The organism is Erythrobacter sp. AP23 (assembly GCF_001542855.1).
Classification (GTDB): Bacteria; Pseudomonadota; Alphaproteobacteria; order Sphingomonadales; family Sphingomonadaceae; genus Qipengyuania.
Genome location: NZ_LNBY01000017.1, coordinates 300,357 through 323,305, shown reverse-complemented (window position 1 = coordinate 323,305; position 22,949 = coordinate 300,357). Strand labels below are relative to the sequence as shown.

The following is a 22,949-nucleotide window of genomic DNA, read 5'->3' as shown; positions in this document are numbered from 1 at the left end:
GGCGGGGGTCCCGCTAGACTTTTCGATGCCCTAGCAAGAGAAGCTGGGCCCCGAATCAAGTCCGGGGTGACGAAGGAATAGATGGCGATCGATAGCCTCCCAGACCTGCGCAGCGCACGCCGCCTTGTGATCAAGGTTGGCTCCGCGCTGCTCGTGGAACAAGGCAACGCGCGTGCAGAATGGTTGGCGACACTCGCAGCCGAAATCGCCGCGTTGCGCCGAAACAGCGAGGTCATCGTCGTATCGTCCGGCGCGATTGCGCTCGGCGCTGCAAAGCTGAGCCTTTCCAAGGGTGGCCGGGGGAGCCTTGCCGATGCGCAGGCTGCCGCCTCGGTCGGCCAGGTCGAGCTGGCGCGCCTGTGGTCCGACGCGCTCGGCACGCACGCCATCACCGCAGCGCAAATGCTCGTCACTCTCGGCGATCTCGAAGACCGCCGCCGCTACCTCAATGCCTCGGCCACGCTGGCCCGCTTGCTTGAGGCTGGCGCAGTTCCGGTGGTCAACGAGAACGACAGTGTTGCAACCGAGGAAATCCGCTTCGGCGACAACGATCGCCTTGCCGCCCGCGTGGCGCAGGCGGCGGACGCCGATGCGGTCGTGCTGCTGTCCGATGTCGATGGCCTCTACGACCGCGACCCACGCGAGTCCGGTGCTGCGCTGATTGCACGTGTCGAGGGCGTTACCCCAGAGATCATCGCCATGGCCACCGGCGAATCCTCATCCGGCCTCGGGTCGGGCGGCATGCTCGCCAAGCTACAGGCCGCGCGCATTGCCGAGCGGGCGGGCATCGCGCTCGCCATCGTCAACGGCACGCATCCCTCGCCCGTCTCCCGCGCGTTCGACAGCAAAACCGGCACGCTGTTCGTGCCGCAATCCAATGCCAGCGCGCGCAAGGCCTGGCTCGGCGGGCGGCTTGCGCCTTCCGGCGTCGTCACGGTCGACGAAGGATGCATGACCGCGCTCGAGAACGGCGCGAGCGTGCTTGCCGCCGGTATTACCGGTGTCGAGGGCGAATTCGCGCGCGGCGATCTCGTCGCGATCCACGGCCCCAAGGGCGAGCGGCTCGGGCAGGGGCTGGTCGAATACACCTCGGCCGAATGCAGCGCGATCCTGGGCCTGCGCGAAGAACAACAGGCCGAAAAGCTCGGCTATGCGCCGCGCGCCGCCGTGATACACCGCGACCATATGGTGCACACATGACCATCGCACTGACCGGGGCCACCGGCTTCGTCGGCAAGGCCGTGCTGAGCGAAGCGATGCGGCGCGAGGAGCCGGTGCGTGCGCTCACCCGCCGCACGCAGGCCGCGCGCAATCACCTCGAATGGATCGCGGGCGACCTGTCGAACCCCGCAGCGCTTGCGACGCTATGCCACGAGGCGGATGCGGTGATCCATGTGGCCGGCCTTACCAATACCCCCGACCCGGCCGCATTCGAGGACGCCAATGTCGGCGGGACCGAACGCCTCATTGGCGCTGCGAAAGAGAAAAAGGTCAAACGCTTCATCTTCGTCTCCTCGCTCTCCGCGCGCGAGCCGGAACTGTCGGCCTATGGCGCGTCCAAGGCGAAGGCCGAGAAACTGGTCGAGGCGAGCGGGCTCGACTGGACCATCGTGCGGCCGCCCGGCGTCTACGGCCCGCACGACGTCGACTATTTCGAGATGTTCCGCAGCGCCAAATTCGGCTTCGTCCCGCTGCCCCCGGGTGGGGCCAGCTCGATCATCCATGTCGAGGATCTTGCCCGGCTGCTGCTCGACCTCGTCGATGCTTCACCCGCCCTTGTCCGCCGCCGCATGTTCGAGCCCGACGACGGGCGCGAGGGTGGCTGGTCGCACAAGGACATGGCCAAGGCGATCGGCAAGGCAGTAGGGCGCCCGGTCTTCGCACCCCACCTCCCCAGACCGGTGCTGGAAGGCGCTGCCAAGCTCGACCGCCTGGTGCGCGGTGACAAGGCGCGGCTGACCGCCGACCGGGTGGGTTACATGACCCATCCCAACTGGGTTGCGCGGTCTTCCAAGAAAGTGCCCGAAGCGGTCTGGTCGCCCCGGATCGGAGGGGAAGAGGGGCTGCGCACGACCGCCGATTGGTATCGCGCACAAGGATGGCTTTGAGGGGCTGGACAATCGCGCCGGATTGCTCGAAAGGCGCTGCTTCTCGGTCGCCGGCTTAGCTCAGTTGGTAGAGCAGTTGATTTGTAATCATCAGGTCAGGGGTTCGACTCCTCTAGCCGGCACCACCTTTCCCACATCGCGCCTTAGAGGAACGGTTCCTCGCCGGGCTTGTGGATGCCGCATTCGACCTTGTCCCAGCCGGCCCAGCGACCCGCGCGTGCGTCCTCGCCTTCGCCCACTTGGCGGGTGCAGGGCGAACAACCGATGCTGGGAAACCCGCGCTCGACCAGCGGGTGACGCGGCAGCTCGTGCCTGTCGAAATAGGCGGCAATATCGTCCGGCGACCAGTCGATCAGCGGGTTGATCTTGAGCCGGCCCTGAGCATCCGACGTATCCACTTCGAAACGCGGCAGATTGGCGCGCGTCGACGACTGGAATGCCTTGCGACCGGTAAAGCTGGCATCGAAAGCGTCCAGCGCCTTGGCCAACGGCTTGACCTTGCGCAGTTCGCAGCAGCCGTCGGGATCGTAGGACCACCTGAGACCGCTTTCGTCGCGCGATTCGAGATCGGAGATTTCGGGATAGAGATCGACGCGATTGAGGCCGAGGCGATCGGTCAGTTCATCGCGATAGGCGAGCGTTTCGGGGAAGTGCTTGCCGGTTTCGAGGAACAGCACGGGGATGGTCGGATCGACCTGCGCGATCAGATGCAGCAGCACCGCGCTCTCGGCGCCGAAGCTGGACACTACCGCGGTATCGCCGGCCAGGCTGCCCTCGATCACTGCACGCAGCCATTCCTCCGTCTCGGTACCGCGAAACATGCGATTGAGACGGATGGCGTCCTGCTCGGTGAAGCGGGGGCCCGTGTCGATCCGGTCGATAGCGCGCAATTCGTTCACGCGTGCCTCTTGGTCCAGATCGGCGTCCGGCTGTCCGCCGCGCTCTGGTAGACCTCGGGCCAGCGCTCGAAGGCTGCCTTCACATCGTCCATGTCGAATTGCTCATCGGGCTCGAAGGCGTCGAAACCGCAGCGGCGCATATAGGCGAGCTGGTCGACCAGCACATCGCCTACCGCGCGCAATTCACCCTCAAAGCCTGCCTCCCGCAATATCCGAGCCGAGGAGTACCCTCGCCCGTCACCGAATGCGGGAAAGTTGACTTCTACAAGCGCAAGCCGCTCGAGATGCGGCACGAGTGCGCGCGCGTCATCGCCCGGTTCGATCCGCACGGCCGAGGCGTTGGACTGGTCGAGAAAGGCATCGACGGTAACCGCCGGATGGTCGACCGGTTCGTCGTCGCGATAGCGCAGCGTGTCAGCCATAGAGCGCCTCCTTGAAAGGGTTCATGCCGATGCGGCGGTAAGTGTCGACGAAACGTTCGCCGTCCTGGCGTTCGCGCTCGTAAACGCTGGTCACGGTCTCGACGGCATCAACTATGCCGTTTTCGTCGAACCCGGGACCGGTGATCTTGGCGAGGCTGACGTCCTCGGCCTCGCTTCCGCCGAGCAGGAGCTGGTAATTCTCGACCCCCTTGCGATCGACGCCGAGGATGCCGATGTGGCCCGCGTGGTGATGCCCGCAGGCGTTGATGCAGCCCGAAATCTTGAGCTTGAGTTCGCCCAGCGTCCCGGTCTTGCCGTTTGCCGCGAAGCGCTCCGAAATCTTCTGCGCGACCGGGATCGACCGCGCATTGGCGAGGCTGCAATAGTCAAGTCCCGGACAGGCGATGATATCTTCGACCGTGTCGAGGTTGGGACTGCCCAGCCCGGCGTCCTCGAGCGCGGTCCACAGCGCGTGGAGATCGGCCTTTCTGACATGCGGTAGGACGATGTTCTGCGTGTGCATCACCCGGCATTCGTCGAAGCTGTAATCCTTCGCCAGATCAGCCATCAGCCGCATCTGCTCGGCAGTCGCATCGCCGGGAATACCGCCGACAGGCTTCAGGCTGATGACTGCCGATACATACCCTGGCTGTTTATGCGGAACCGTATTGCGATCAACCCACACGGCGAAATCGGGATCGCTGCGATCGATTTCCGCATCGGCATCGCCATCGAATGGCGGATCTTCGAAAAAGGTCCGGATCCGCTCGAGCTCGGCCAGCGGCGGTTCGATGCCCTGATCGAGCAGCTGCGCGAATTCCTCCTCGACCTGACGGGTGTATTCTTCGGCACCGAGTTCGTGGACCAGAATCTTGATCCGCGCCTTGTACTTGTTGTCGCGGCGGCCATAGCGGTTGTAGACGCGCAAACACGCTTCGGCGTAGGTCACGAAGTGGTCTAGCGGCACGAAGGCATTGATGCAGGGCGCGATCATCGGCGTACGGCCCATCCCGCCACCGACATAGAAAGCCGCACCCAGCTCGCCCGTATCGTTCTGCACGATATTGATGCCGATATCGTGCAACCGCATGGCTGCCCGATCTTTCTCGCTGGCAATCACCGCGATCTTGAACTTGCGCGGCAGGTAGCTGAATTCGGGATGGAAGCTGGACCACTGACGCAAGAGCTCGGCATAAGGGCGCGGATCGACGACCTCGTCCGCTGTAGCGCCCGCGAAATGGTCGGAGCTGATGTTGCGAATGCAATTTCCGCTGGTCTGGATCGCATGCATCTCGACCTTGGCGAGATCGGCGAGAATATCGGCGGCATCCTCCAGCTTGATCCAGTTGTACTGGATATTCTGCCGTGTCGTGAAGTGGCCATATCCGCGGTCGTATTTCTCCGCGATATCGGCCAGCGCACGCATCTGCAGGCTGTTCAGAGTGCCATAGGGAATGGCGACGCGCAGCATGTAGGCATGCAGTTGCAGGTAGAGACCGTTCATCAGCCGCAACGGCTTGAACTGATCCTCGGTCAACTTGCCTTCTAGGCGACGGCGCGCCTGGTCGCGGAATTCTTCCACGCGGGCATCGACCATCGCCTGGTCGTATTGGTCGTAAGCGTACATGTCAGATCACCCAATTACCGATTTCGGGATCGGCAGGCTTGAGGGTCAGGTCGGGACGAACGGTAGGGCCCAGCGCGCGCACGCGTTCCTTGATGTGCGAAGGCCGGGGGCTGCCTTCGTGGAGTTCTGCGTCGATGGCATAGGGCACGTTGACCCGGCGGGCGGCTTCTTCGCGTCGGGCGATCTCGTCCTCGCTTCCTGTCACATCGACCGCGTCCTCGATATGGATCGACCAGTCGCTGCCGGTCCACCATGTCACCGCGCCGGACTTGAGGTCGTTGCCTGTCAAAAGCCTCATCGTGTGGCCTCCTGCGCGGCTGCGGCGAGGGTTGCAGCGTCGCGCGCGGTAACCTCGCCGATAACGATCAGCGCAGGGCTGACGACGCCCTCCCGCTCGACGAGATCGGGCAGGCCGGCGAGCATTCCACGCAGCACGCGCATCTCGGGGCGCGTGCCGTTCTCGATCACGGCCACCGGCATTTCGGGGGCAAGGCCGTCTTCCATCAGCTTCTCGGCGATCTGAGGTGCGGTCTTAACGCCCATATAGATCACCAGCGTACGGCCCTTGCCAGCAAGGCCAGCCCAATCCTGGTCCTTGAGACCCTTGCACTGGCCCGCAACGAAGCTGACGATGCTAGAAGCATCGCGATGGGTCAGGGCGATCTGCGCCGCTGCGGCCGCACCATTGGCAGCACTGATACCCGGGACGATTTCGACCGGGACGCCGGCGGCGCTGGCAACTTCCGCCTCCTCACCGCCACGCCCGAAAATGAACGGATCGCCGCCCTTCAGCCGGACTACGTCTTCGCCCGAGCGTGCGATACGGACCAGCAATTCGCTGATCTTTTCCTGGGGCAGCGTGTGGTGCGATCGGCGCTTGGCGACCGAGACCAGTTCGGCATCGTCGCGCGCGATCGCAAGGATGGCGGGATCGACGAGCCCGTCATGGACGATCACGCGGGCGCGCTCGATCAGCCGTGCAGCGCGGATGGTCAGAAGGTCGGGATCGCCCGGCCCCGCACCGACGAGAAAGATGGTTCCGGTAATTGCCATGCTCGCAAGATGCGGGACGCGGCCCGTATCCGCCAATCAGAATGCGTGTGCGGCAAGGAAGGCAAGATTTGAAACCGGCGCTGTCCGCGCGGCAACCTATTCTTTTGTACCCTTGGAAACGCTCTGACCCTGGCTCATGAGTTCGATCATTCGATCGAGCTGGTCGCTGGAGCGAACATGCAGGTCGCGCTGGGGGAACGGAATTTCGATTCCGTGTTCCTTGAATAGCCACCACAGCTTCTTCAGCACGGCACTGCGTACATTCCCGACGCCATCCTCGGGATCCTTTATCCAGCAATGGATGACAAAATTGACCGAGTTGTCCCCGTACTCGCTCATCCATGCCGTCGGTGGCGGCGCGCTCAGCACGCGGCCACATTCGTTTGCGGCTCGAAGCATCAGTTCTTCTGCAAGCTTCATGTCGGAATCGTAGCTGACGCCGACCTCGACCTGCATACGCACGTTCTTGGACGAATAGGACCAGTTCTCGACCTGGTTGATCATCAGGTTCTCGTTCGGAATCAGATACTCACGCTGGTCCCTGGTCGTTACCGAGACCGCGCGGATGCCGATCTTGCGGATCTGGCCGAAGCTCTCCCTGCCCACCGTATCGGCCACCGCGATCACGTCACCCGGCTTGATCGAGCGGTCCATCAGCAGGATTATTCCGGCGATCAGATTGCCGAAGGTCTTCTGGAGCCCGAAACCGATCGCGAGGCCGAAGGCGCCGGAAAACACCGCTAGCGCCGTGAGGTCGATCCCAAGCAGGTCGATCCCGACGAAGAAAGCCGTCGCCCAGACGATAATCGTCGCGATCTTTTCGACCAGCAATTGCTGTGCATCGTCGAGCCGCGTCATGCGGCGGACGAGGCGGCGGCTCATCCGGCTGGCAAACCAGGCGAAGATGAGGACCCCGGCAATGACCGCGCTGACGATCAGCACATCGAACAGGGAAATCCGGAAATCGCCGAACGACAACGCCACGGCATCGAGCGTGTCGACGACCGAGCCCACGGTCTCGCTTTGCGAACTCAGCGCTTCCTTCGCTCCCTCGGCCGCGGCGACGCCGCTTTCCTCCTGGGCGGGCTCGGCGAGGCTCCAGGCCTGTTCGACGGGCGTCGCCTCGGAATTGTCGCCGTCGCTTGGTGGAGTCTCGCCCTGCACGTCTATCCTTCGTTTAGTGCCGCAAACCCGTTGGCGAGGTCGGCGATCAGATCGTCCTTGTCTTCGAGCCCAATCGATAGACGGATGGCATAACGGTCCTCAACCCCCCATCCTTCCTTCGGCCAGGGCATCGCACTGCGCACCGGCTCGACATCGAACGGCAGAGCGAGGCTTTCGAACCCGCCCCAGCTATAGCCTATGCCGAATAGCTCGAGCGCGTCGACCAGCCGGCAGCGCGCCGCATCGTCGCCCCCCTTGAGGACAAAGCTGAACAATCCGCAGCCACCGTTGAAATCGCGCTGCCACAGTGCATGGTCCGGCGTGCCTGGAAGCAGAGGCGAGAGCACATGCGCCACCTCGCTTCGGCTATCGAGCCATTGGGCCAGGGCCAATGCGGTGTCGGTTTGTTGGTTCAGCCGCACGCCCATGGTCCGCAATCCGCGCAGAACCAGCGCGGCATCATCGGGGGAGACGACATGGCCCAGTTGCTGCGCGCCAAGGCGCAGGCGCCGATACCATCGCTCGCCCGCGCTCGCGGAACCCATCATGACGTCGGAATGCCCGCCGACGTGTTTGGTCAGCGCCGTGATCGCAATATCGCAGCCGCGCTCGAGCGCCGGAAAGCCAAGCGAAGTCGCCCAGGTATTGTCGAGCAGGCTGACTGCCCCCTTGTCGCGCGCGATCCGGGCGAGAGCGGGGATGTCGCAGACCTCCATCGTCAAGCTCCCGGGCACCTCTAGCATGACCGCGCGGGTCCGGTCGCAAAACGCGGCCTGGTAGGCCTCGTGATCGAGCGGATCGAAGAAGCGATGCTCGATGCCGAATTTCTTGAGCAGTCCCATCGCTGCATTACGTGTGGGCTCGTAGGCATTGTCCGCAACCAGCAGCACGTCGCCACTGCGCAGTACCGCCAGAAGCGCGCCGACCAGCGCGGCCAGCCCGCTTGGATAAAGCACCGTACCGGCCGCACCCGGTTCGAGCGCGGTCAACGCCTCGCACAGCGCCCATTGCGTCGGCGCGCCGCGGCGGCCGTAGAAGAACGTGCCATCCTCGTTGCGCGTCTTGCGCGCATTCAGGTCCGCGCAATCCTCATAAAGATGCGTGCTCGCGCGCCACACCGGCGGATTGACGACTTTTCCGGCAAAACCGCCCGAACGGCCACTTGTTACAAGGCGGGTGGCGGGTCGCCGCTCATGGTCGTCTCCCCCTGCCATGGTCAGCGTGCCGCCCCTTTTTCCTTCGGCGTATCCGGATCGCTACCCCATTCGAGCCAGCTTCCGTCATACACGGCTACATCTTCCTTGCCCGCAATATGCAGGCCGAATGCAAGCACACAGGCCGTCATTCCACTGTTGCACGAAGTGACGACCGGCCCGTCCAGCTCAATGCCCGCAGCCGCAAAGATGGCCGCGATCTGTCCGGGCGAGCGATAGGTCCCGTCTTCGGAAAACAACCTCGCGAAATGGACGTTGACCGCACCCGGAAGGTGTCCCTTCGAACCATTGCCATCCTCGCCTGCAAACCGCGCCGCATCGCGCGCATCCACGACCTGTTCGTTACAGGAACTGCAGTTGGTGAGCATTTCTTCCTTGCTGCGCAGCCTTCCGGCCCGTTTGGGCACGGGATATTCGACCTGCATGGCTGAAGAGGCGCCGGTTTCCAGCGGATGCCCTTCCCGCTTCCACTTGGCGAACCCGCCATCCAGGATGGCTACCTCGCCAAAACCGTAAAGCTTGAAAATGAACCAGGCGCGTGCGGCGCTCTTGATCTGGCTATCGTCGTAAAACACGACCCTGTCGTTGGGCGCGATCCCGAGCTGGCCGAGTCTGTCGGCAAATTGCTCTGCGCTCGGCACCGCCTTAGGCACGTCCGAACTCGCATCCACGAAACTGACGAGGTCGAGGAAACGTGCACCCGGGATATGACCTTGGGCAAACTCGGCCGAACTCTTGCGCGGACTGTCGGGCAGATGCATCGTCGCATCGAGCACCACCAGGTCGTCGGCACCAAGCTCGTCGGCAAGCCATTGGGTCGAAACAAGACTCTCCATCGCCATCCGGTTAGACGCCGGATCGAACGAAGTCGAGCTAGGCAAGTTCGCGCTGCGCGATCGGCGCGTAGCTGCGCGGCCCTTCGTCGAGGCGGAAAGGCTGGACGCGACCGCCCCCTGGCGCCCCTTGCCCGACCACAAATGTCTTGAGCAGCGCGCCTTTACCCGGCCCCTCTATCCCGACGCGCATCAGCGGCACCAGCAGGGGATAGCGCCCCTGCCGGATGACGTGCGCCTGCGCCAAGGGTAGCTGGACCTGCCCCTCGAGTGTGACGCTCTGACGCGGGGCGATCCGGGCAATCTCATGCCGTTTTTCCAAAGCACCGGCATCGGTCGCGATCTGCTCTTCCATCGGCGCACCTGCATGCGCCGATGCGAGGTCGAGCCCGACCGAGATATCGCTCAAAGCGGTATCGGTCCGGTTGATCAGGGTCATTCGATACTTGAGCGTTGCGAATGCGGCGCTTCGGATCAGCTTGTCGTGTTCGACGCGCAATTGCAGCGCCTCTGCAAGCGCAACCGGCTCCGGGCGCGTTGGAGGGACTATTACCGGGCGCTCGATTTCGGGCACATAGGCGTCCCGGCGACGCCTCCAGGCGAACAATCCAGCGATGAGCAGCGCCAGCAAGGCCACCGCCCCGCCGATCGGCAACCAAGGCCATTCGTCTCCCCCGGCGTCAGCTTCGAAAGCACCGCCCTGCGGCTGGGAAATGGGAGTTGGCGACAGCGTGGCGACGGGTTCGAGGGCCGGCGCGCCGGCCTCGATAGCCGGAGTTTCGCGCACTGCTGGTGCCGTTGGTGCCTGTGTCCGGACCGGGCTGGTTTCTACCGGCCGCGGCGTAATAGTCGGCAACGGGGGGGACCGGGGCATGGGCGCGGAAGAGGTCGGTTGCACCGCAGGCGGCTGAGCCACCTGTGCGTTCGTAGGCGTGGGCTCGGGGGCCGGTGTCGCAGCGGGCGTGTTGACCGCCCGCGGCCTGATCTCGACCCCGCTACGGGTGTCGGCAGGTCCCTGCGCCTGGGGTGTCGCCGTCGGGGTCGGCGCAGGTTCGAGCGTGAAATCATTGACCGACTGGGCCTGCGCCATGGCCGGGAGCACAGTCGACAGCGCGATCAGGGGAAGGCTAATTCGAAGAAGCATCGCAGGTCTGTTGGAGCAAAAACCGCCACTGTGCGGAGCCGCGCTGAATAGGTTCTGAAGCGCTTGCTTCCAAGCCCCGGCTTGCGCGAAGCCGCGCTTCGCGGCAGGAGCGCGGCATGAGCGACACACCTTCCCCCAAGTTCCTCGGCGCCAACACCGCGCTGCCCGCCTCGCCCGAAGAGGCAGAGCTCGATTATGTGCCCAACCCGCGCAAGGGCCAGCTCTACATGGTGCGCTTCGCTGCGCCCGAGTTCACCTCGCTCTGCCCGGTCACCGGCCAGCCCGATTTCGCGCATCTCGTGATCGATTATGCGCCGGGCGAGACGATCGTGGAATCGAAAAGCCTCAAGCTGTTCCTCGGCTCGTTCCGCAACCACAACGGCTTCCATGAGGATGTGACGGTCGGCGTCGGCCAGCGACTGTTCGACGAGATGCAACCGCAATGGCTGCGCGTCGGCGGTTACTGGTACCCGCGCGGCGGGATACCGATCGACGTCTTCTGGCAGAGCGGTACGCCGCCTGCCGACCTTTGGCTGCCCGACCAGGGCGTTTCGTCCTATCGCGGTCGGGGCTGACGTAGCGGGACGGCGGCTCGCATGACCAAGCAGTACGACGCCGTCATAATCGGCGCCGGCCACAACGGGCTGGTCTGCGCCTTCTACCTCGCGCAAGCGGGCCTTAAGGTCCGCATCGTCGAGCGCCGCGATGTCGTCGGTGGCGCGGCGGTCACCGAGGAATTCCACCCGGGTTTCCGCAATTCGGTCGCGAGTTACACCGTCAGCCTGCTGCAGCCAAAGGTCATTCGCGACATGCGGCTGGTCGAGCACGGCTACCGCGTGATCGAGCGGCCGATCTCGAACTTCCTGCCGCAGGAGGATGGCGGCTATCTCAAGCTCGGCGGCGGGCTGAAGCGGACGCAGGCCGAGTTTGCCCGCTTCTCGCAAGCCGATGCCGAGGCCTTGCCCGCCTATTACGATGCGCTCGAAGGCGTTGCCCAAGTGCTGCGCGACCTGGCGCTGAAATCGCCGCCCAATGTCGGCGAGGGATTGCGCACGCTGATCGCGGGCGCATCGCAGGGCTGGGGCATTTCGCGCCTCGATCTGGCAGCCAAGCGCGACATTCTCGACCTGTTCACCAAATCGGCGACCAGCTTCCTTGGACAGTGGTTCGAGAACGACGCGGTCAAAGCCGCCTTCGGCTTCGACGCAGTGGTCGGCAATTACGCATCGCCCGACACGCCGGGCAGTGCCTATGTCCTGCTTCACCACGTCTTCGGCGAGGTGAACGGCAAGAAGGGCGCCTGGGGACATTGCGTTGGTGGCATGGGCACGATTACCCAGATCATGGCCGATGTCTGCCGCCAAAGCGGGGTCGAGATCAGCCTCGAAGCGCCGGTCGCACAAGTGCTGGTCGATGGCGATACGGTCGCCGGCGTAAAGCTCGAAAGCGGCGAGGAAATTGCCGCCACGCGCGTCATCGCCAACGTCGGCCCCATGCTGCTCTACGGCAAGATGCTGGACGCGGCGCACCAGCCCGAGGATTTCCGCCGGCGGATGCACGGATACAAGGCCGCCGGTGGCACCTTCCGCATGAACGTCGCGCTGTCCGAACTGCCGCGTTTCACCGCTCTTCCCGAACCCGGCGAGCACCACCAATCGGGCATCATCATAGCGCCCACCCTCGGCTACATGGACCGGGCCTTCCTCGACGCCAAGGCACATGGCTGGTCGAAGAAGCCGATCGTCGAGATGCTGATCCCGAGCACGGTCGACGATAGCCTCGCTCCGCCGGGCCAGCATGTCGCCAGCCTGTTCTGCCAGCAATTCGCCCCAACCCTTCCCGATGATCGCGATTGGGACGAGGAGGAGGATGCCGCCGCAGACGCGATCATCGATACGGTCGAGGCGCATGCCCCCGGCTTTCGGGCATCGATCCTCGGGCGGCAGGTACTCAGTCCCAAGGGCCTCTACCGCAAGTTTGGTCTCGTCGGCGGCGATATCATGCACGGCCAGATGAGCCTCGACCAGCTGTGGTCCGCACGGCCCGTGCTCGGGCATGGGAGCTATCGCGGGCCGGTAAAGGGCCTCTACATGTGCGGAGCGGGTACGCATCCCGGCGGTGGAGTAACCGGCGCGCCAGGACACAATTGCGCGCGGGAAGTGATCTTCGACCGCGGCAACTGGCGGCGGTTCACGGCGATCTGATCTCTATCGGTGAAGCCCGTGGCGGTGCCGTCAATCTAACCGCAACGTTTCTCAGACCGAAAGTCGGCTCTGCGCCCCCATTCAGGTCATCTATCGAGGCTGCGTGCGAGCCTAGACGCCGCCGTTTCGCTTTCCGGCCCCCGGGGCCGCCGGCTTTGTGAGCCCGATGCGATTGAGTTAACCTAAGCCAGAAACTGCTAATGCCGAAAAAGCGACAATTGCACCCAGGAACCAATAAAACTTCCTGGGTTTGCGCCTCTTCGGCGGTCCCGGCTCCATAACTCCTACCCCTTCTTTTATAGATGCAAGTATTCTCTAATTTGAAGATTAGCGAAAACCCTTAGAAAGTTGTCGTTCCCCTTCTTGCCTGCCATCCGCAAGTCACTCGATTGAGCTTACATCATATAGCAGCCCAAGATCCTCAGGCTCGCCCAGAACCGATACAATGTCGGTTTCCCGCAATTGCAGATCTGGCCTTGCGATTATCAGTTCGCCATCCCTCTCGACAGTCATGATAAGGCAGGTTCCTGGCCACTTGATCTCTTCGAGCCTTGCCCCTTTCTGCGCAGCCAGAACCGGTATTCTTGAAACCTCGCTTCGAAAGACGTGGTCGTCGCGCGCTAGTATGCGATTGATTTCTTCCCTTTGGGTGGCCGCCAGCCAGCGTTCCTCGAAGTTGTCGCTTTGCGCCACCTCCGCAAGGTGTCCTACGATACGCAGATCGAGCCCGACCGGTTCTTCGGGCAATAGGAGGTACATCAGTGTGTGGACCTTGCGCGCCCCCGTCACGGCCACTGTAGCGCTTCCGCTAAACCTGAAAATGGCGAGCTGGGATTCGTCGATGTCGGGGATGATCTTGTAGGCCAGATACATGTTAGGGCGAATGGCACGCACGTCCATCCGATCGCCTTCGAAAATCGATTGCGCGACCTTCTCATCCAGCCCGAACTCGTTCTGTGCAATCTCTGACAGTTCTCTACTCAAGCGCGCGCTGTCGAACCGACCTTCGCCATAATCGACGAATGCGGCGCGGCCTACGAGGCTTTCGTACCTGAGATTCTCGGGCTGCGTTTTCTCATGCACGATGGATGTCAGTTCGTGTTCTATGCCCTCATAGGTGTGATGCCCCAAGTGGCGATGCATGTGATAGATCGCCCCGCGGCGTTTCACCCGCTTCGAGGCATAGGCCTGGAAGTAGACCCCGCAGGCAATTGCGAGGGCAGCCGTGAACAGGATTGACACCGCGCCCATTTCCAGAATGAGCCAGAATGAAAGGAGAAAGCCCGCAATCGGCGTCCACGGGTAGAGCGGAACCCTGTATCCAGGTCGGTAACTGTCGATCTGGCTCTCCCGCATCACGATGACGGCAAGGCAGAGAAGGCCGAACAGGAGCAATTGAAACGCGCTGGCCAGCTTCGCAACCGATTCCACGTCGAACACGAGCAAGACCAGCACCATGGTGAGGACTGTCACGCCGATTGCGATGACGGGAGTGCCGCCGCGCCCCAATTCTCCAAGTTTGGCATGAACCAGTTTGTCCTTGGCCATGGCGAACGGATAGCGTGAGGCGGACAGGATGCCGGCATTGCCGGTGGAAGCGAACGCAGCGACCGCTGCAACAACGAGGAGTGCAATCCCAAGATCGTAGGGTATCCAGCCGAGGAACACCTCGCCTGCATCCGCGACTGGTGTCAGGCTGTCGAACAGCTCATCAGGAGGCAAAGCTGTGACGATCAGCAGAGCGCCGAGCGTATAGATCGAAGTGGCCGTAATCAGCGACAGGACCATTCCGAGCGGTATGTTTCGATCAGGATTTTCGATTTCCTCGGATACGCTGGCGACCTTGGTAAGACCGGCGTAGGAAACGAATACAAGCCCGATCGTGGTGATGAACCCACCAAACCCTTCCCGGAAGAAAGCCCCGTAGGCGGGGTCAGGTGAAAAAACGTCGGAAACGCCCGTGCGTGACAGTCCCACGACGATGAAAGCAGTCAGGATGATCACCAGCGTCCCGACGAGGATACGCTGTAGGAGCGTGGTTTCCTTAGCGCCGAGAACGTTTAGCACGCCGAACGCAATCGTCAGCACCACGGCGGTGATCGTGATCGGCAGATCAATGTAGAGTGCGAGATAGGCCCCCATACCTACGAGGGCGAAGGCACTCTTGAAAACGGTTGCGATCCAGGAGCCCACACCGCCAATCATCCCCATCATAGGGCCCATACTGCGATCGAGGAAAAAGTAGGCTCCGCCCGAGCGGGGCATGGCGGTCGAAAGTTCTGCCATGCAGACCATAGCCGGCAAGATCAGAAATCCGGCGACCATATATGCGAGGTAGACGGAATTACCGGTCTGGGCCGCTGCGATACCGGGCAGCAGAAACAGGCCGGACGAGAACATGGCCCCGGTTGCGACGGCATAGACGTCGAACAGCTTAAGGCTTTTCGCGAGCTTCTTGTCGCTCTCGGTATCGTTCGCAGGGGCTATGATCATCCCTTTCATGCCGATTGAAGAAGTCACGCAACTCATGCCAAAACAAGTCGGATTGCCGATGTATCCCTAACCGCAGTCGAAAGCGAAGGGCGAACGTCACATCCTTCACTTGGAAATCGGTCTGCGTGCTTCAGTCAGTCCACTAACAGCGAGTTTAGCCAACCTGGAAAGCCGGCCCCTTGGGCAGAAAGCGCCATCTCGATGTGGCGATCAATCTCGGCAATGTAGTCGGCGCGATCCGCCCATCGGCAGACGGGATGACCGGGTCTAGCCGGCCGAAGCTAAGGGCGGTGGCCGAACGTCGGCTTTCGCGGCGCGCCCACTCATTAGTGGACTGGCAGCTTACCGCCCCAAAAGCTGCGCGCCATTGGTCACCTTACATTCTGGCGCTTTGACCCCGATCAACGAAACAAGCCGCCTTTCTGGTAGATTCCGACAGTCTCGATTGGCGAGTAGCAATGCCCTGATTCGCCTTTGCCCGCTCGAGTACGTCTGATTGGAATTGGTCTTTGAGGTAATCCCCGATCAGGAGGAAGGCGATTATGTGGTTTCTGGGTGCTGCCGCGCTGATCGCTGTTGGTGGCGCTCTCTATATCTGGTCGACGAGCCTGTCGCGCGCTTTCGACCAGCGTCGGGCAGAGGCCGCTGCAGAACCGCTGGCGGAACCACAATTGTTGACCGAGACGGACATCGATCACCTTCCTGAACCGGTCCAGCGCTACATCGAACTCACCGGTTCCATCGGTCGCCCGGTCGTGACCGAGATTGTCATGCATTTCGATGCTGCGATGTACGACGCCCCCGACGAGCCAGGAATGACTGGGCCAGTAGTCCAGTACGAGCGCTTCGACGTCCCGCATCGGCTGTTCTTCATGAAGACGAGAATGAAGGGCCTGCCCGTCGCCGTGCTGCACGATTTCAATCACGATCAGGCGACGATGCGTGTTCGTCTCGCCGGAATCGCCAATGTGATCGATATTGGCGGGCCCAAGCTGACCCGAACCGAAACCGTCACCATCCTGAACGATCTCGCCTTCTTCGCACCCTCGCGGCTCGCCGATGAGCGGCTGAGCTGGACTGAGGAGGATGATAGGCACGCCAAGGTCTCGTTCACGCTGGGCGCCAACACAGTTAGCGCGGAGCTGATCTTCAATGAGGCGGGCGAGCTCATTGATTTCGTGTCCCAGGACCGCGGCATGCTGGAGACGGACGGCAGCCTTACCGTGACCCGCTGGACCACGCCGCTGGACAATTATCGCGAGTTCGCTGGCTGGCGCCTTGCCAGCGAGGGAAACGCCATCTGGCACCTGCCCGAAGGCCCCTTCGCCTACGGCCATTTGCGCCTCACTCACTACGAAGCGCGCTAGCCATGATGCGGCGCTGGCACATCGGAGTGGCGATCATCGGCGGTCTGGTTGTTCTGGGCACGACCGTCTCAATCCTCGGCAACCGCGCAGCCGACACGCGTAGGTCCGAACTCGCGGCGGAGCGCTCGCTTGCTGAAACTCGTTACGGGCAGACCGAGTACGTCAGCTGGGGTGAAGGCCCACCGGTGCTGGTGATCCACGGCGCGGGTGGTGGGTTTGATCAGGGGCGGCTGCTGGCAGAGGCCATGGGCGGCGATGCCCATCGTTTCATCGCTATATCGCGCTTCGGTTACCTCGGCAGCGCCATGCCGCCCGATCCGTCGACCGAGGCGCAAGCGGAGGCGTTTTTGGATCTGCTTGATGAGCTCGGTCTGCAGCGCGTGAGTATCCTGGCCATGTCGGGCGGCGTTCCTCCTGCGCTCAAATTCGCGGAGATGTTTCCCGATCGGACCGACCGGCTCGTCCTCTTATCGTCCGCTCCTATTGCGCCCTTTAGCGCCGAGGTCGATGACCGACCGATACCGACTTGGGCTTACTCAGCTTTGCTCGGCAATGACGCGGTGTATCGGGCATTGACAAGGATTGCGCCTGGCCACGTGCGCAGCGCTTTCGACGCGCGCCCGGAATTGCTTGAAGGTCTCCCGGTCGAGGAAGTGCAATTCGTTGATCGCCTGGTGGACGGTTTCATTCCTGCCTCGGACCGGCTTGTCGGAATTGGCAACGAAGGCGCTGCGACCGATCCCGAAGCGACCTACGATCTCGAAGGAATCAGTGCACCGACGCTGGTGGTGCACGCCAGAGACGACAGTCTGAACCCCTTGGCCATCGCCGAGGAACTGCAGAACCGGATTCCCCATGCCCGTTTCGTAGCATTCGATCGCGGGGGCCACCTGCTGCTCGGCCACCATGCCGAGTTACGAGCGAAGATCGACCAATTTCTTGAAGCAGAAGAATGACCGCAAAGTCTTTCTGATCCGACTAAAGGAGAAGTTAGAATGTCCCACACCCAAGTCATGCTGACCGGATTCGGTGGCCCCGAAATGCTGGAGTTGCAGACCGTTGAGGATTTGCCCGAGCCTCAGGTGGGAGATGTGCGAGTGCGTGTACTCGTCACCAGCGCTGCCTTCACTGATGTGATGATCCGCAAGGGGATGTATCCGGACGTAAAGAAGAAGCCCCCTTTTGTGCCGGGATACGACATAGTCGGCGTGGTCGATGCGCTCGGCGAGGGTGTCGAGGGCTCGGCCGTAGGCGAGCGGGTGGCCGACCTCACCACCATCGGCGCCTATTCCGAGTATATCTGCCTTCCAGCCGAGCGTCTGACCCGCGTGCCCGATGGCGTGGCGGATGAGGATGCGCTCGCAATGATCCTATCGGCAGTTACGCCCTATCAGATGCTCCACCGGGTCGCGCGAGCGCAGGCGGGGCAGAGCATTCTTGTCCACGGTGCCGGCGGTGCGGTGGGCACTGTAATGTTGCAATTGGCGCACGATGCCGGAATCACAGCTTTCGGCACCGATGTGGCCGCCAAATGCGAATTGATCCGCAAGTTAGGTGCCAGACCGATCGACGCTGACGCGCCCGACGCAGAGGCGGCACTCCGCGCGGGGGTGGGCGAAGGTGTGGATTTCGTGTTCGATCCGCTCGGAGGCGATAGTTTGTCGCGCTCGCTCCATGCGCTGAAGCCCGGCGGCATGCTCATTGCCTTTGGTTTCCAGAACGAGGTGCTGGGACGCGGCGGCTCTATCCCGCTCGACTTCGTCAAACTCAAGCTGTGGGACTGGCTGCCCAATGGTCATGCCACCGCCTTCTATTCTATCGGCGCGATGCGGCGCGCGCATCCTGAATGGTTTCATGAAGACCTCGCCGTGCTCTTTTCGATGCTGGCTGAGGGACGGATCGATCCCGCCATCGCCGAAGTCGTGTCGCTAGCGGATGTGCCCCGCGCACATGAGCGGGTAGAAGCAGGCGAGGTACAAGGTAAACTGGTGATGAGAGTAAGCACGCGATGAGAACGATAATCCTAGCCCTAATCGGTCTATTCGTTGCGGCCTCGCCCCAAGCGCGGGCGGACGTGCTCCTGACCAATGTGACGCTCGTCGATATCGAGGAGGGCACACTCAGCCAGGGCCAGTCCATTTTGATCGAGGGCACGCGTATCACGGCAGTCGGCCCTGAGGTATCTGTCAGCGAAGAGGCAGAGCGGATCGATGTGGAGGGACGTTTCCTGATCCCCGGCCTATGGGACAGCCATGTCCACATATTCTCCTCCGCCACCGAACCGGACACTTCCTTTCCGCTCTATCTCATAAACGGCGTGACCGGCGTACGCGACATGGGCGCGCTGTGGCCGATTGCCGAGCAACAGGCTCTTCAAACGAGAGTTGAGGCAGGCGAAGTGCTCGGTCCAAGGCTGGTGCTTTCTGGCGCATGGGTGGACGCGAGCCCCGGCTCGTGGCCCGGAATGTTCCTCGCCGACACACCCGAGGAGGCCCGATCGGTTGTCGCGCGCATTTCCGATGAAGACTGGGCTGCGGTGAAGTCTTATTCGATGCTCGATGAGCCAAGCTATCTCGCGCTTGCCGAAGCATCCGAAGATGCACGCCTTCAGCTTGTCGGTCACATTCCCGAACGGGTTGCTTTGCGAACCGCGATTGAAGCGGGCCAGGACGGGATGGAGCATTTCGGGCGTATTCCGATGGCCTGTTCGACCGAGGAGGAGGCGATGCTCGACGCCTTGCGCACCGCGATGGCTGCGGGCGCTCCGCGTGACGAGGTGTTCGCGATCATGGCATCGCGCAATCGGATCATTCTTGAAACCTGGGATGAGGCGCGATGCGCAGCGATCCTGGCAGATATTGCTGAGGCCGATCTCCACGTAAGCCCCACGCTTGTCGTCGCAGATTTCTACCTCGGGAACTGGCCCAATGCCGACACGCCGCGTATGCGAATGCTTCCTGAAACCGTGCGCGAAGCATGGGGCAAGCCGGATTTCAGGTTGGAGGCGATGACCGACGAGGTGCGCTCACTGGCAAGGGAAAGCATCGCGCTCGATCGCAGGACTTTCTTGATGGCGCACCGCGCGGGCGTGCCGATCCTCGCCTCGAGCGATGCCTCATTCGCAAATCCGTATCTGTTCCACGGCTTCTCGCTGCTCGATGAGCTCGACCTCTACGTCGAGATCGGCCTGACCCTGCGCGAAGCGCTCTACACGGCAACCGTTGCCCCACCGCGCTTCTTCCGCCTGGCAGATCAGGATGGCACAATTGCTGCGGGGCGTCGCGCAGACTTAATATTGCTCGACGCCAATCCGCTTGAAGGACTCGCTACCTTGCGTCGTCCATGGGCGGTGATCGCAGCTGGGCAGATGCTCGATCGCAACGAGCTCGATGCAATGGAATTTGAGCTGTTGGAAGGGTCGAAATAGACAATCGTCACAGCGGCGCTCTTCTGTCCGCTTTCGCGGCTTCCTTCCCTACCGACCAGCGACACTGGACCTGTCGGTAAACAGCATTCCACTCGATCGACAGATTTGGGCGACTGGCTCGGTCTTCTTGTTCCTCCCCAGACTCTGGTGCGAGTGCGCCTGTTGAAGCCGGTTGAATTCCTATGCGTCGCTATCGAACCGGATCCGAACGAAAAAACATTCGATCAGGTCGCAGAGGACCGGAACTGGGCACCACAGTCCGTCATGAACTTTGTCGATCCGGTATCGTCGCAATCCAGGGGGAGATGCGGCGCTCCCTTCTGGTAGACCCTCCTGTTGAGCCGATCGATCGCGAGGCTCTCGTCAAGGCGATACTTGCACCGATCGGGTGCACATTTACCGGCCTACCCCTTGTGGGTGAAATAAGGCACGCCCTTGCTCCTGCCGAGCCTCGCAAGATTGTTCAGTACATGGATGAAAACGGTGCTGTCAGTCTTACGCTAACTCGTCTTCACTTGGCAAACTGTCCCCTATCCGCGTGCTCGATCAAGCCATGGGGTTCTGCCACTCGGCCAGAGCGGCTGAGGGGCGGGTCTTGCAGGTCTCTCTATCGATCAGGTGGCGGTCTTGGTTGAGGTGGTTGTGGACATTGGCATTGACCGACGCAAACTTTGCAAGCTCTTCATCTGCCTGAACCTGAGCATCGTCCTCTCTCGTCGTCGAAAGTGTAACTGCGGGTTCTCGACTCGGTTGTTAGTCCAGCGGCCGATCTCTTGCTTGTCCCTGTTGCCCAGCTCGTCCATCGCTGCCTTGTAGGAGCGAAGGCCGTCGGTGGTGATGGCCCCTATCTTACCATATCGCTTCATGGCCTTCTTCATGAAGATGAGAGCTGCCTTCTTGTCCCTGGTCTTTAAGACATAGCTCTCCAGCACTTCACCTTCTTGGTCTACTGCTCGCCACAGGTAGACGATCTCGCCGTTGAGCTTCACGTTCATCTCGTCGAGATGCCGGCGCCAATGTCTAAAGCCGCGCATGCGGTTGATCCGTTGTCGCCTTACGTCCGCGGCAAACAGCAGACCGAACCTGTTCCACCAGTGCCGTACAGTTTCGTAAAAAATGTCGCCCCCCTCTCGGCGAGCAGGTCCTCAACGTTCCGCAAGCTCAGTGGAGGCAGACATACATCATCACAACGAGGCGGATCACCTCGGGCGATGAGTTGAAGTACCGAAACGGGCTAGCTGGTTTCCTAGGTCTGGGCATCTCAACGCCCTATCCTCACCGCATCATCCGTCGATCAGGTGCATTTGCTCTGAGAGTGCCCTGTCACGGCTTGGAGCGAAGAGATCGGCCTGTTCCGCGGCCTTGCGCAGAAGGCCTGTAGCTTTAGACCGGTGCTCAGGATAGGTGGCGGAGAGGGTGGGATTCGAACCCACGATACGGTTGCCCGTATACCGCATTTCGAGTGCGGCGCATTCGACCTCTCTGCCACCTCTCCGCTATTTGGGGTGCGCTTGGGGGCCTTGAGCCCCGGTCGAAGCGAGCGCGCCGATTAGCCGAGCGCCCCCGCCTTGCCAAGCCCCTTTTCGCGAGATTTCGGGGGATCGATGCCGCGAGGCCATTGTAAGCGCGCACAAGCACCCCATATCCTCGCTTCCCATGGATCGTGCACAATATTTCTCCGCCCAGGCCGGTCGCACCATCGATGCCCCGCGCCGCGTCAAAAGCCGCTTCGCCATTGGCGATGTGGTCAAACATCGCGTGTTCGACTTCCGCGGCGTGATCTTCGATATCGACCCTGTCTTCGCCAATAGCGACGAATGGTACGAGGCAATCCCAGAGGATATCCGGCCCGATCGCAACCAGCCCTTCTACCACCTCCTCGCCGAAAGCGACGATAGCGACTACGTCGCCTATGTCAGCCAGCAGAATCTGGTGACCGATTCGATCTCGGGCCCGGTCTCGCACCCCGATGTGCACCAGTATTTCGAGCAATTCGAAAACGGCCGCTATCGCATGCGGCGGAGCATGACGCACTGATCGCTAAAAGCGTTCAGTTCTTGATCTTCCAGCCCGATTTCAGAAGCTTGTACGTGCCCAATGCGAGCAGCGCATTGAACACGAGCAGTCCGATGCCGGCTACCATCACCGCCGCGCTGTCACCGATATCGCTTTGGCCGAGGAAGCCGTAGCGGAAGCCCGAGATCACGTAGAAGAAGGGATTGGCCCGGCTTACTGCCTGGAAAGCGGGGGCCAGCCGGTCGATAATGTAGAAGGTGCCCGACAGCATCGCCAGCGGGGCGATGACGAAGTTCGTGACTGCAGCGTTGTGATCGAACTTTTCCGCCCAGACCGAGGCGAGCAAGCCCAGCAGCGAAAGCATCACCGCCCCCATCAATCCGAACCAGACCACCGCCCAAGGCGCGGCCATGGCCAGGCTGACACCGGGATAGAGAAGCATGGCACCTGCGACGACGAATCCCACCGCGACGGCACGGGTGATCGCGGCACCTACGATCCCGCCCATCAGTTCGCCTTCGGACAGGGGCGGCATCAGCAGGTCGATGATGGTCCCCTGGATCTTGCCTGCGAGCAGCGAAAAGCTCGAATTGGCGAACGCATTCTGCATCATCGCCATGGCGATCAGCCCCGGCGCAACGAAGGTCGGGAAGTTGGCGCCGAGCACTTCGCGCCCACCACGACCCAGCGCGACCGAAAAGATGACCAGAAAAAGCAGCGTCGTGACGGCCGGAGCCCAGATTGTCTGCGTCTGGACCTTGAGAAACCGCCTCACCTCCTTCATATAGAGGCTCCACAGGCCAATCCCGTTGATCCCGCGGATCACCGGGCGTCCCCGCGGCGGAAACCGGCCCTCCCCTCCGGCATTATCCTCTACGAAGGAGGCGTCCGGGTGTTCGCTTCCGGGCGATACGGGCTGGGCTTGATCGACCATTGGGGCGCGACTAGGCCCAAGCGCCACGGCATGCAAGCCGCGGC

21 protein-coding genes and 2 tRNA genes are annotated in these 22,949 nt (G+C 62.1%); 10 read left to right on the top strand and 13 right to left on the bottom strand.

The window, feature by feature from the left end:
- Positions 1-81: 81 nt before the first annotated feature.
- The 3 genes from proB (at position 82) to ASS64_RS11455 (ending at position 2,233) form a co-directional block, all read left to right on the top strand.
- Entirely contained in the window at positions 82-1,200 is a 1,119-nt protein-coding gene (gene proB, locus ASS64_RS11465; protein ID WP_067694388.1) for a glutamate 5-kinase, read from the top strand.
- Complete coding sequence (locus ASS64_RS11460) at positions 1,197-2,108, top strand: NAD(P)-dependent oxidoreductase (RefSeq protein WP_067694385.1); 912 nt, start codon at positions 1,197-1,199, stop codon at positions 2,106-2,108. The genes proB and ASS64_RS11460 overlap by 4 nt, the downstream gene beginning before the upstream one ends.
- A 49-nt stretch (positions 2,109-2,157) precedes the next feature.
- Positions 2,158-2,233: transfer RNA gene (locus ASS64_RS11455), tRNA-Thr, on the top strand.
- A gap of 18 nt (positions 2,234-2,251) precedes the next feature.
- Here the strand turns inward: ASS64_RS11455 and ASS64_RS11450 are convergent.
- The 9 genes from ASS64_RS11450 to ASS64_RS11410 all read right to left on the bottom strand — a co-directional run bounded on the left by ASS64_RS11450 (position 2,252) and on the right by ASS64_RS11410 (position 10,107).
- On the bottom strand, positions 2,252-3,007 hold the full coding sequence (locus tag ASS64_RS11450) for a phosphoadenylyl-sulfate reductase (protein WP_067694382.1): 756 nt from the start codon (positions 3,005-3,007) through the stop codon (positions 2,252-2,254).
- Positions 3,004-3,429 (bottom strand): DUF934 domain-containing protein, encoded by a 426-nt coding sequence (locus tag ASS64_RS11445; RefSeq protein WP_067694380.1) that lies wholly within the window; start codon positions 3,427-3,429, stop codon positions 3,004-3,006. Before ASS64_RS11445 ends, ASS64_RS11450 begins: the two co-directional genes overlap by 4 nt.
- Entirely contained in the window at positions 3,422-5,056 is a 1,635-nt protein-coding gene (locus ASS64_RS11440) for a nitrite/sulfite reductase (RefSeq protein WP_067694377.1), read from the bottom strand. Before ASS64_RS11440 ends, ASS64_RS11445 begins: the two co-directional genes overlap by 8 nt.
- A 1-nt stretch (position 5,057) precedes the next feature.
- The gene (locus tag ASS64_RS11435) at positions 5,058-5,354 is read right to left on the bottom strand and encodes a DUF2849 domain-containing protein (protein WP_067694374.1); all 297 of its coding nucleotides are present in this window, start codon (positions 5,352-5,354) and stop codon (positions 5,058-5,060) included.
- The gene (gene cobA / locus ASS64_RS11430) at positions 5,351-6,109 is read right to left on the bottom strand and encodes a uroporphyrinogen-III C-methyltransferase (RefSeq protein ID WP_067695221.1); all 759 of its coding nucleotides are present in this window, start codon (positions 6,107-6,109) and stop codon (positions 5,351-5,353) included. The genes ASS64_RS11435 and cobA overlap by 4 nt, the downstream gene beginning before the upstream one ends.
- A 96-nt stretch (positions 6,110-6,205) precedes the next feature.
- Positions 6,206-7,273 carry a mechanosensitive ion channel family protein gene (locus tag ASS64_RS11425; protein WP_067694371.1) on the bottom strand — a complete coding sequence of 356 codons (1,068 nt, stop codon included), beginning with the start codon at positions 7,271-7,273 and terminating at the stop codon, positions 6,206-6,208.
- A 2-nt stretch (positions 7,274-7,275) separates the two neighbouring features.
- Entirely contained in the window at positions 7,276-8,487 is a 1,212-nt protein-coding gene (metC, locus tag ASS64_RS11420; protein ID WP_067694368.1) for a cystathionine beta-lyase, read from the bottom strand.
- Between the two features lie 2 nt (positions 8,488-8,489).
- Positions 8,490-9,323, bottom strand: coding sequence for a sulfurtransferase (locus tag ASS64_RS11415; RefSeq protein WP_067695220.1), 834 nt, complete (start codon positions 9,321-9,323; stop codon positions 8,490-8,492).
- A 37-nt stretch (positions 9,324-9,360) separates the two neighbouring features.
- Positions 9,361-10,107 (bottom strand): LPXTG cell wall anchor domain-containing protein, encoded by a 747-nt coding sequence (locus ASS64_RS11410; RefSeq protein ID WP_067694364.1) that lies wholly within the window; start codon positions 10,105-10,107, stop codon positions 9,361-9,363.
- A gap of 473 nt (positions 10,108-10,580) precedes the next feature.
- On the opposite strand from ASS64_RS11410, the gene queF reads away from it, so the two are divergent.
- Together queF and ASS64_RS11400 are read left to right on the top strand one after the other, a co-directional pair.
- A complete protein-coding gene (gene queF, locus ASS64_RS11405) occupies positions 10,581-11,039 on the top strand; it encodes a preQ(1) synthase (RefSeq protein ID WP_067694361.1) in 459 nt (152 codons plus the stop codon).
- A gap of 21 nt (positions 11,040-11,060) precedes the next feature.
- Positions 11,061-12,668, top strand: a complete 1,608-nt coding sequence (locus tag ASS64_RS11400; RefSeq protein WP_067694359.1) for an NAD(P)/FAD-dependent oxidoreductase — start codon at positions 11,061-11,063, stop codon at positions 12,666-12,668.
- 381 nt (positions 12,669-13,049) lie between these two features.
- Here ASS64_RS11400 and ASS64_RS11395 read toward each other — a convergent pair whose 3' ends face one another.
- Positions 13,050-15,170 (bottom strand): amino acid permease, encoded by a 2,121-nt coding sequence (locus tag ASS64_RS11395; RefSeq protein ID WP_067694356.1) that lies wholly within the window; start codon positions 15,168-15,170, stop codon positions 13,050-13,052.
- A gap of 533 nt (positions 15,171-15,703) precedes the next feature.
- Between ASS64_RS11395 and ASS64_RS11390 the strand changes: the two genes are divergently transcribed.
- From ASS64_RS11390 to ASS64_RS11375, 4 genes are all read left to right on the top strand, one after another.
- A complete protein-coding gene (locus tag ASS64_RS11390; RefSeq protein ID WP_067694353.1) occupies positions 15,704-16,528 on the top strand; it encodes a DUF6544 family protein in 825 nt (274 codons plus the stop codon).
- 2 nt (positions 16,529-16,530) lie between these two features.
- Entirely contained in the window at positions 16,531-17,484 is a 954-nt protein-coding gene (locus tag ASS64_RS11385) for an alpha/beta fold hydrolase (RefSeq protein WP_067694350.1), read from the top strand.
- A 39-nt stretch (positions 17,485-17,523) separates the two neighbouring features.
- Positions 17,524-18,540, top strand: coding sequence for a medium chain dehydrogenase/reductase family protein (locus tag ASS64_RS11380; RefSeq protein ID WP_067694347.1), 1,017 nt, complete (start codon positions 17,524-17,526; stop codon positions 18,538-18,540).
- Positions 18,541-18,602: 62 nt separating this feature from the next.
- Positions 18,603-19,955, top strand: a complete 1,353-nt coding sequence (locus ASS64_RS11375; protein WP_067694344.1) for an amidohydrolase family protein — start codon at positions 18,603-18,605, stop codon at positions 19,953-19,955.
- A 614-nt stretch (positions 19,956-20,569) separates the two neighbouring features.
- Here the strand turns inward: ASS64_RS11375 and ASS64_RS16970 are convergent.
- Together ASS64_RS16970 and ASS64_RS11365 are read right to left on the bottom strand one after the other, a co-directional pair.
- Complete coding sequence (locus ASS64_RS16970; RefSeq protein ID WP_234002390.1) at positions 20,570-20,989, bottom strand: DDE-type integrase/transposase/recombinase; 420 nt, start codon at positions 20,987-20,989, stop codon at positions 20,570-20,572.
- A 371-nt stretch (positions 20,990-21,360) separates the two neighbouring features.
- Positions 21,361-21,450: transfer RNA gene (locus tag ASS64_RS11365), tRNA-Ser, on the bottom strand.
- A 161-nt stretch (positions 21,451-21,611) separates the two neighbouring features.
- Here ASS64_RS11365 and hspQ point away from each other — a divergent pair.
- Positions 21,612-21,992: a heat shock protein HspQ gene (gene hspQ / locus ASS64_RS11360; protein WP_067694341.1), complete on the top strand. Its 381-nt coding sequence runs from the start codon at positions 21,612-21,614 to the stop codon at positions 21,990-21,992.
- 13 nt (positions 21,993-22,005) lie between these two features.
- Here the strand turns inward: hspQ and ASS64_RS11355 are convergent, their stop codons facing one another.
- Positions 22,006-22,905, bottom strand: coding sequence for an ABC transporter permease (locus ASS64_RS11355; RefSeq protein ID WP_083508325.1), 900 nt, complete (start codon positions 22,903-22,905; stop codon positions 22,006-22,008).
- Between the last annotated feature and the right edge of the window lie 44 nt (positions 22,906-22,949).

Excerpts from the sequence above, each read along its gene's own strand:
- metC (WP_067694368.1), bottom strand. The coding sequence starts at position 8,487 with ATGGCAGGGGGAGACGACCATGAGCGGCGACCCGCCACCCGCCTTGTA.
- ASS64_RS11440 (WP_067694377.1), bottom strand. The coding sequence starts at position 5,056 with ATGTACGCTTACGACCAATACGACCAGGCGATGGTCGATGCCCGCGTG.
- hspQ (WP_067694341.1), top strand. The coding sequence starts at position 21,612 with ATGGATCGTGCACAATATTTCTCCGCCCAGGCCGGTCGCACCATCGAT.
- ASS64_RS11415 (WP_067695220.1), bottom strand. The coding sequence starts at position 9,323 with ATGGAGAGTCTTGTTTCGACCCAATGGCTTGCCGACGAGCTTGGTGCC.
- ASS64_RS11390 (WP_067694353.1), top strand. The coding sequence starts at position 15,704 with ATGTGGTTTCTGGGTGCTGCCGCGCTGATCGCTGTTGGTGGCGCTCTC.
- ASS64_RS11395 (WP_067694356.1), bottom strand. The coding sequence starts at position 15,170 with ATGAAAGGGATGATCATAGCCCCTGCGAACGATACCGAGAGCGACAAG.
- cobA (WP_067695221.1), bottom strand. The coding sequence starts at position 6,109 with ATGGCAATTACCGGAACCATCTTTCTCGTCGGTGCGGGGCCGGGCGAT.
- queF (WP_067694361.1), top strand. The coding sequence starts at position 10,581 with ATGAGCGACACACCTTCCCCCAAGTTCCTCGGCGCCAACACCGCGCTG.
- ASS64_RS11460 (WP_067694385.1), top strand. The coding sequence starts at position 1,197 with ATGACCATCGCACTGACCGGGGCCACCGGCTTCGTCGGCAAGGCCGTG.
- ASS64_RS11400 (WP_067694359.1), top strand. The coding sequence starts at position 11,061 with ATGACCAAGCAGTACGACGCCGTCATAATCGGCGCCGGCCACAACGGG.
- ASS64_RS11355 (WP_083508325.1), bottom strand. The coding sequence starts at position 22,905 with ATGGTCGATCAAGCCCAGCCCGTATCGCCCGGAAGCGAACACCCGGAC.
- ASS64_RS11385 (WP_067694350.1), top strand. The coding sequence starts at position 16,531 with ATGATGCGGCGCTGGCACATCGGAGTGGCGATCATCGGCGGTCTGGTT.
- ASS64_RS11445 (WP_067694380.1), bottom strand. The coding sequence starts at position 3,429 with ATGGCTGACACGCTGCGCTATCGCGACGACGAACCGGTCGACCATCCG.
- ASS64_RS11435 (WP_067694374.1), bottom strand. The coding sequence starts at position 5,354 with ATGAGGCTTTTGACAGGCAACGACCTCAAGTCCGGCGCGGTGACATGG.
- ASS64_RS11380 (WP_067694347.1), top strand. The coding sequence starts at position 17,524 with ATGTCCCACACCCAAGTCATGCTGACCGGATTCGGTGGCCCCGAAATG.
- ASS64_RS16970 (WP_234002390.1), bottom strand. The coding sequence starts at position 20,989 with ATGCGCGGCTTTAGACATTGGCGCCGGCATCTCGACGAGATGAACGTG.
- proB (WP_067694388.1), top strand. The coding sequence starts at position 82 with ATGGCGATCGATAGCCTCCCAGACCTGCGCAGCGCACGCCGCCTTGTG.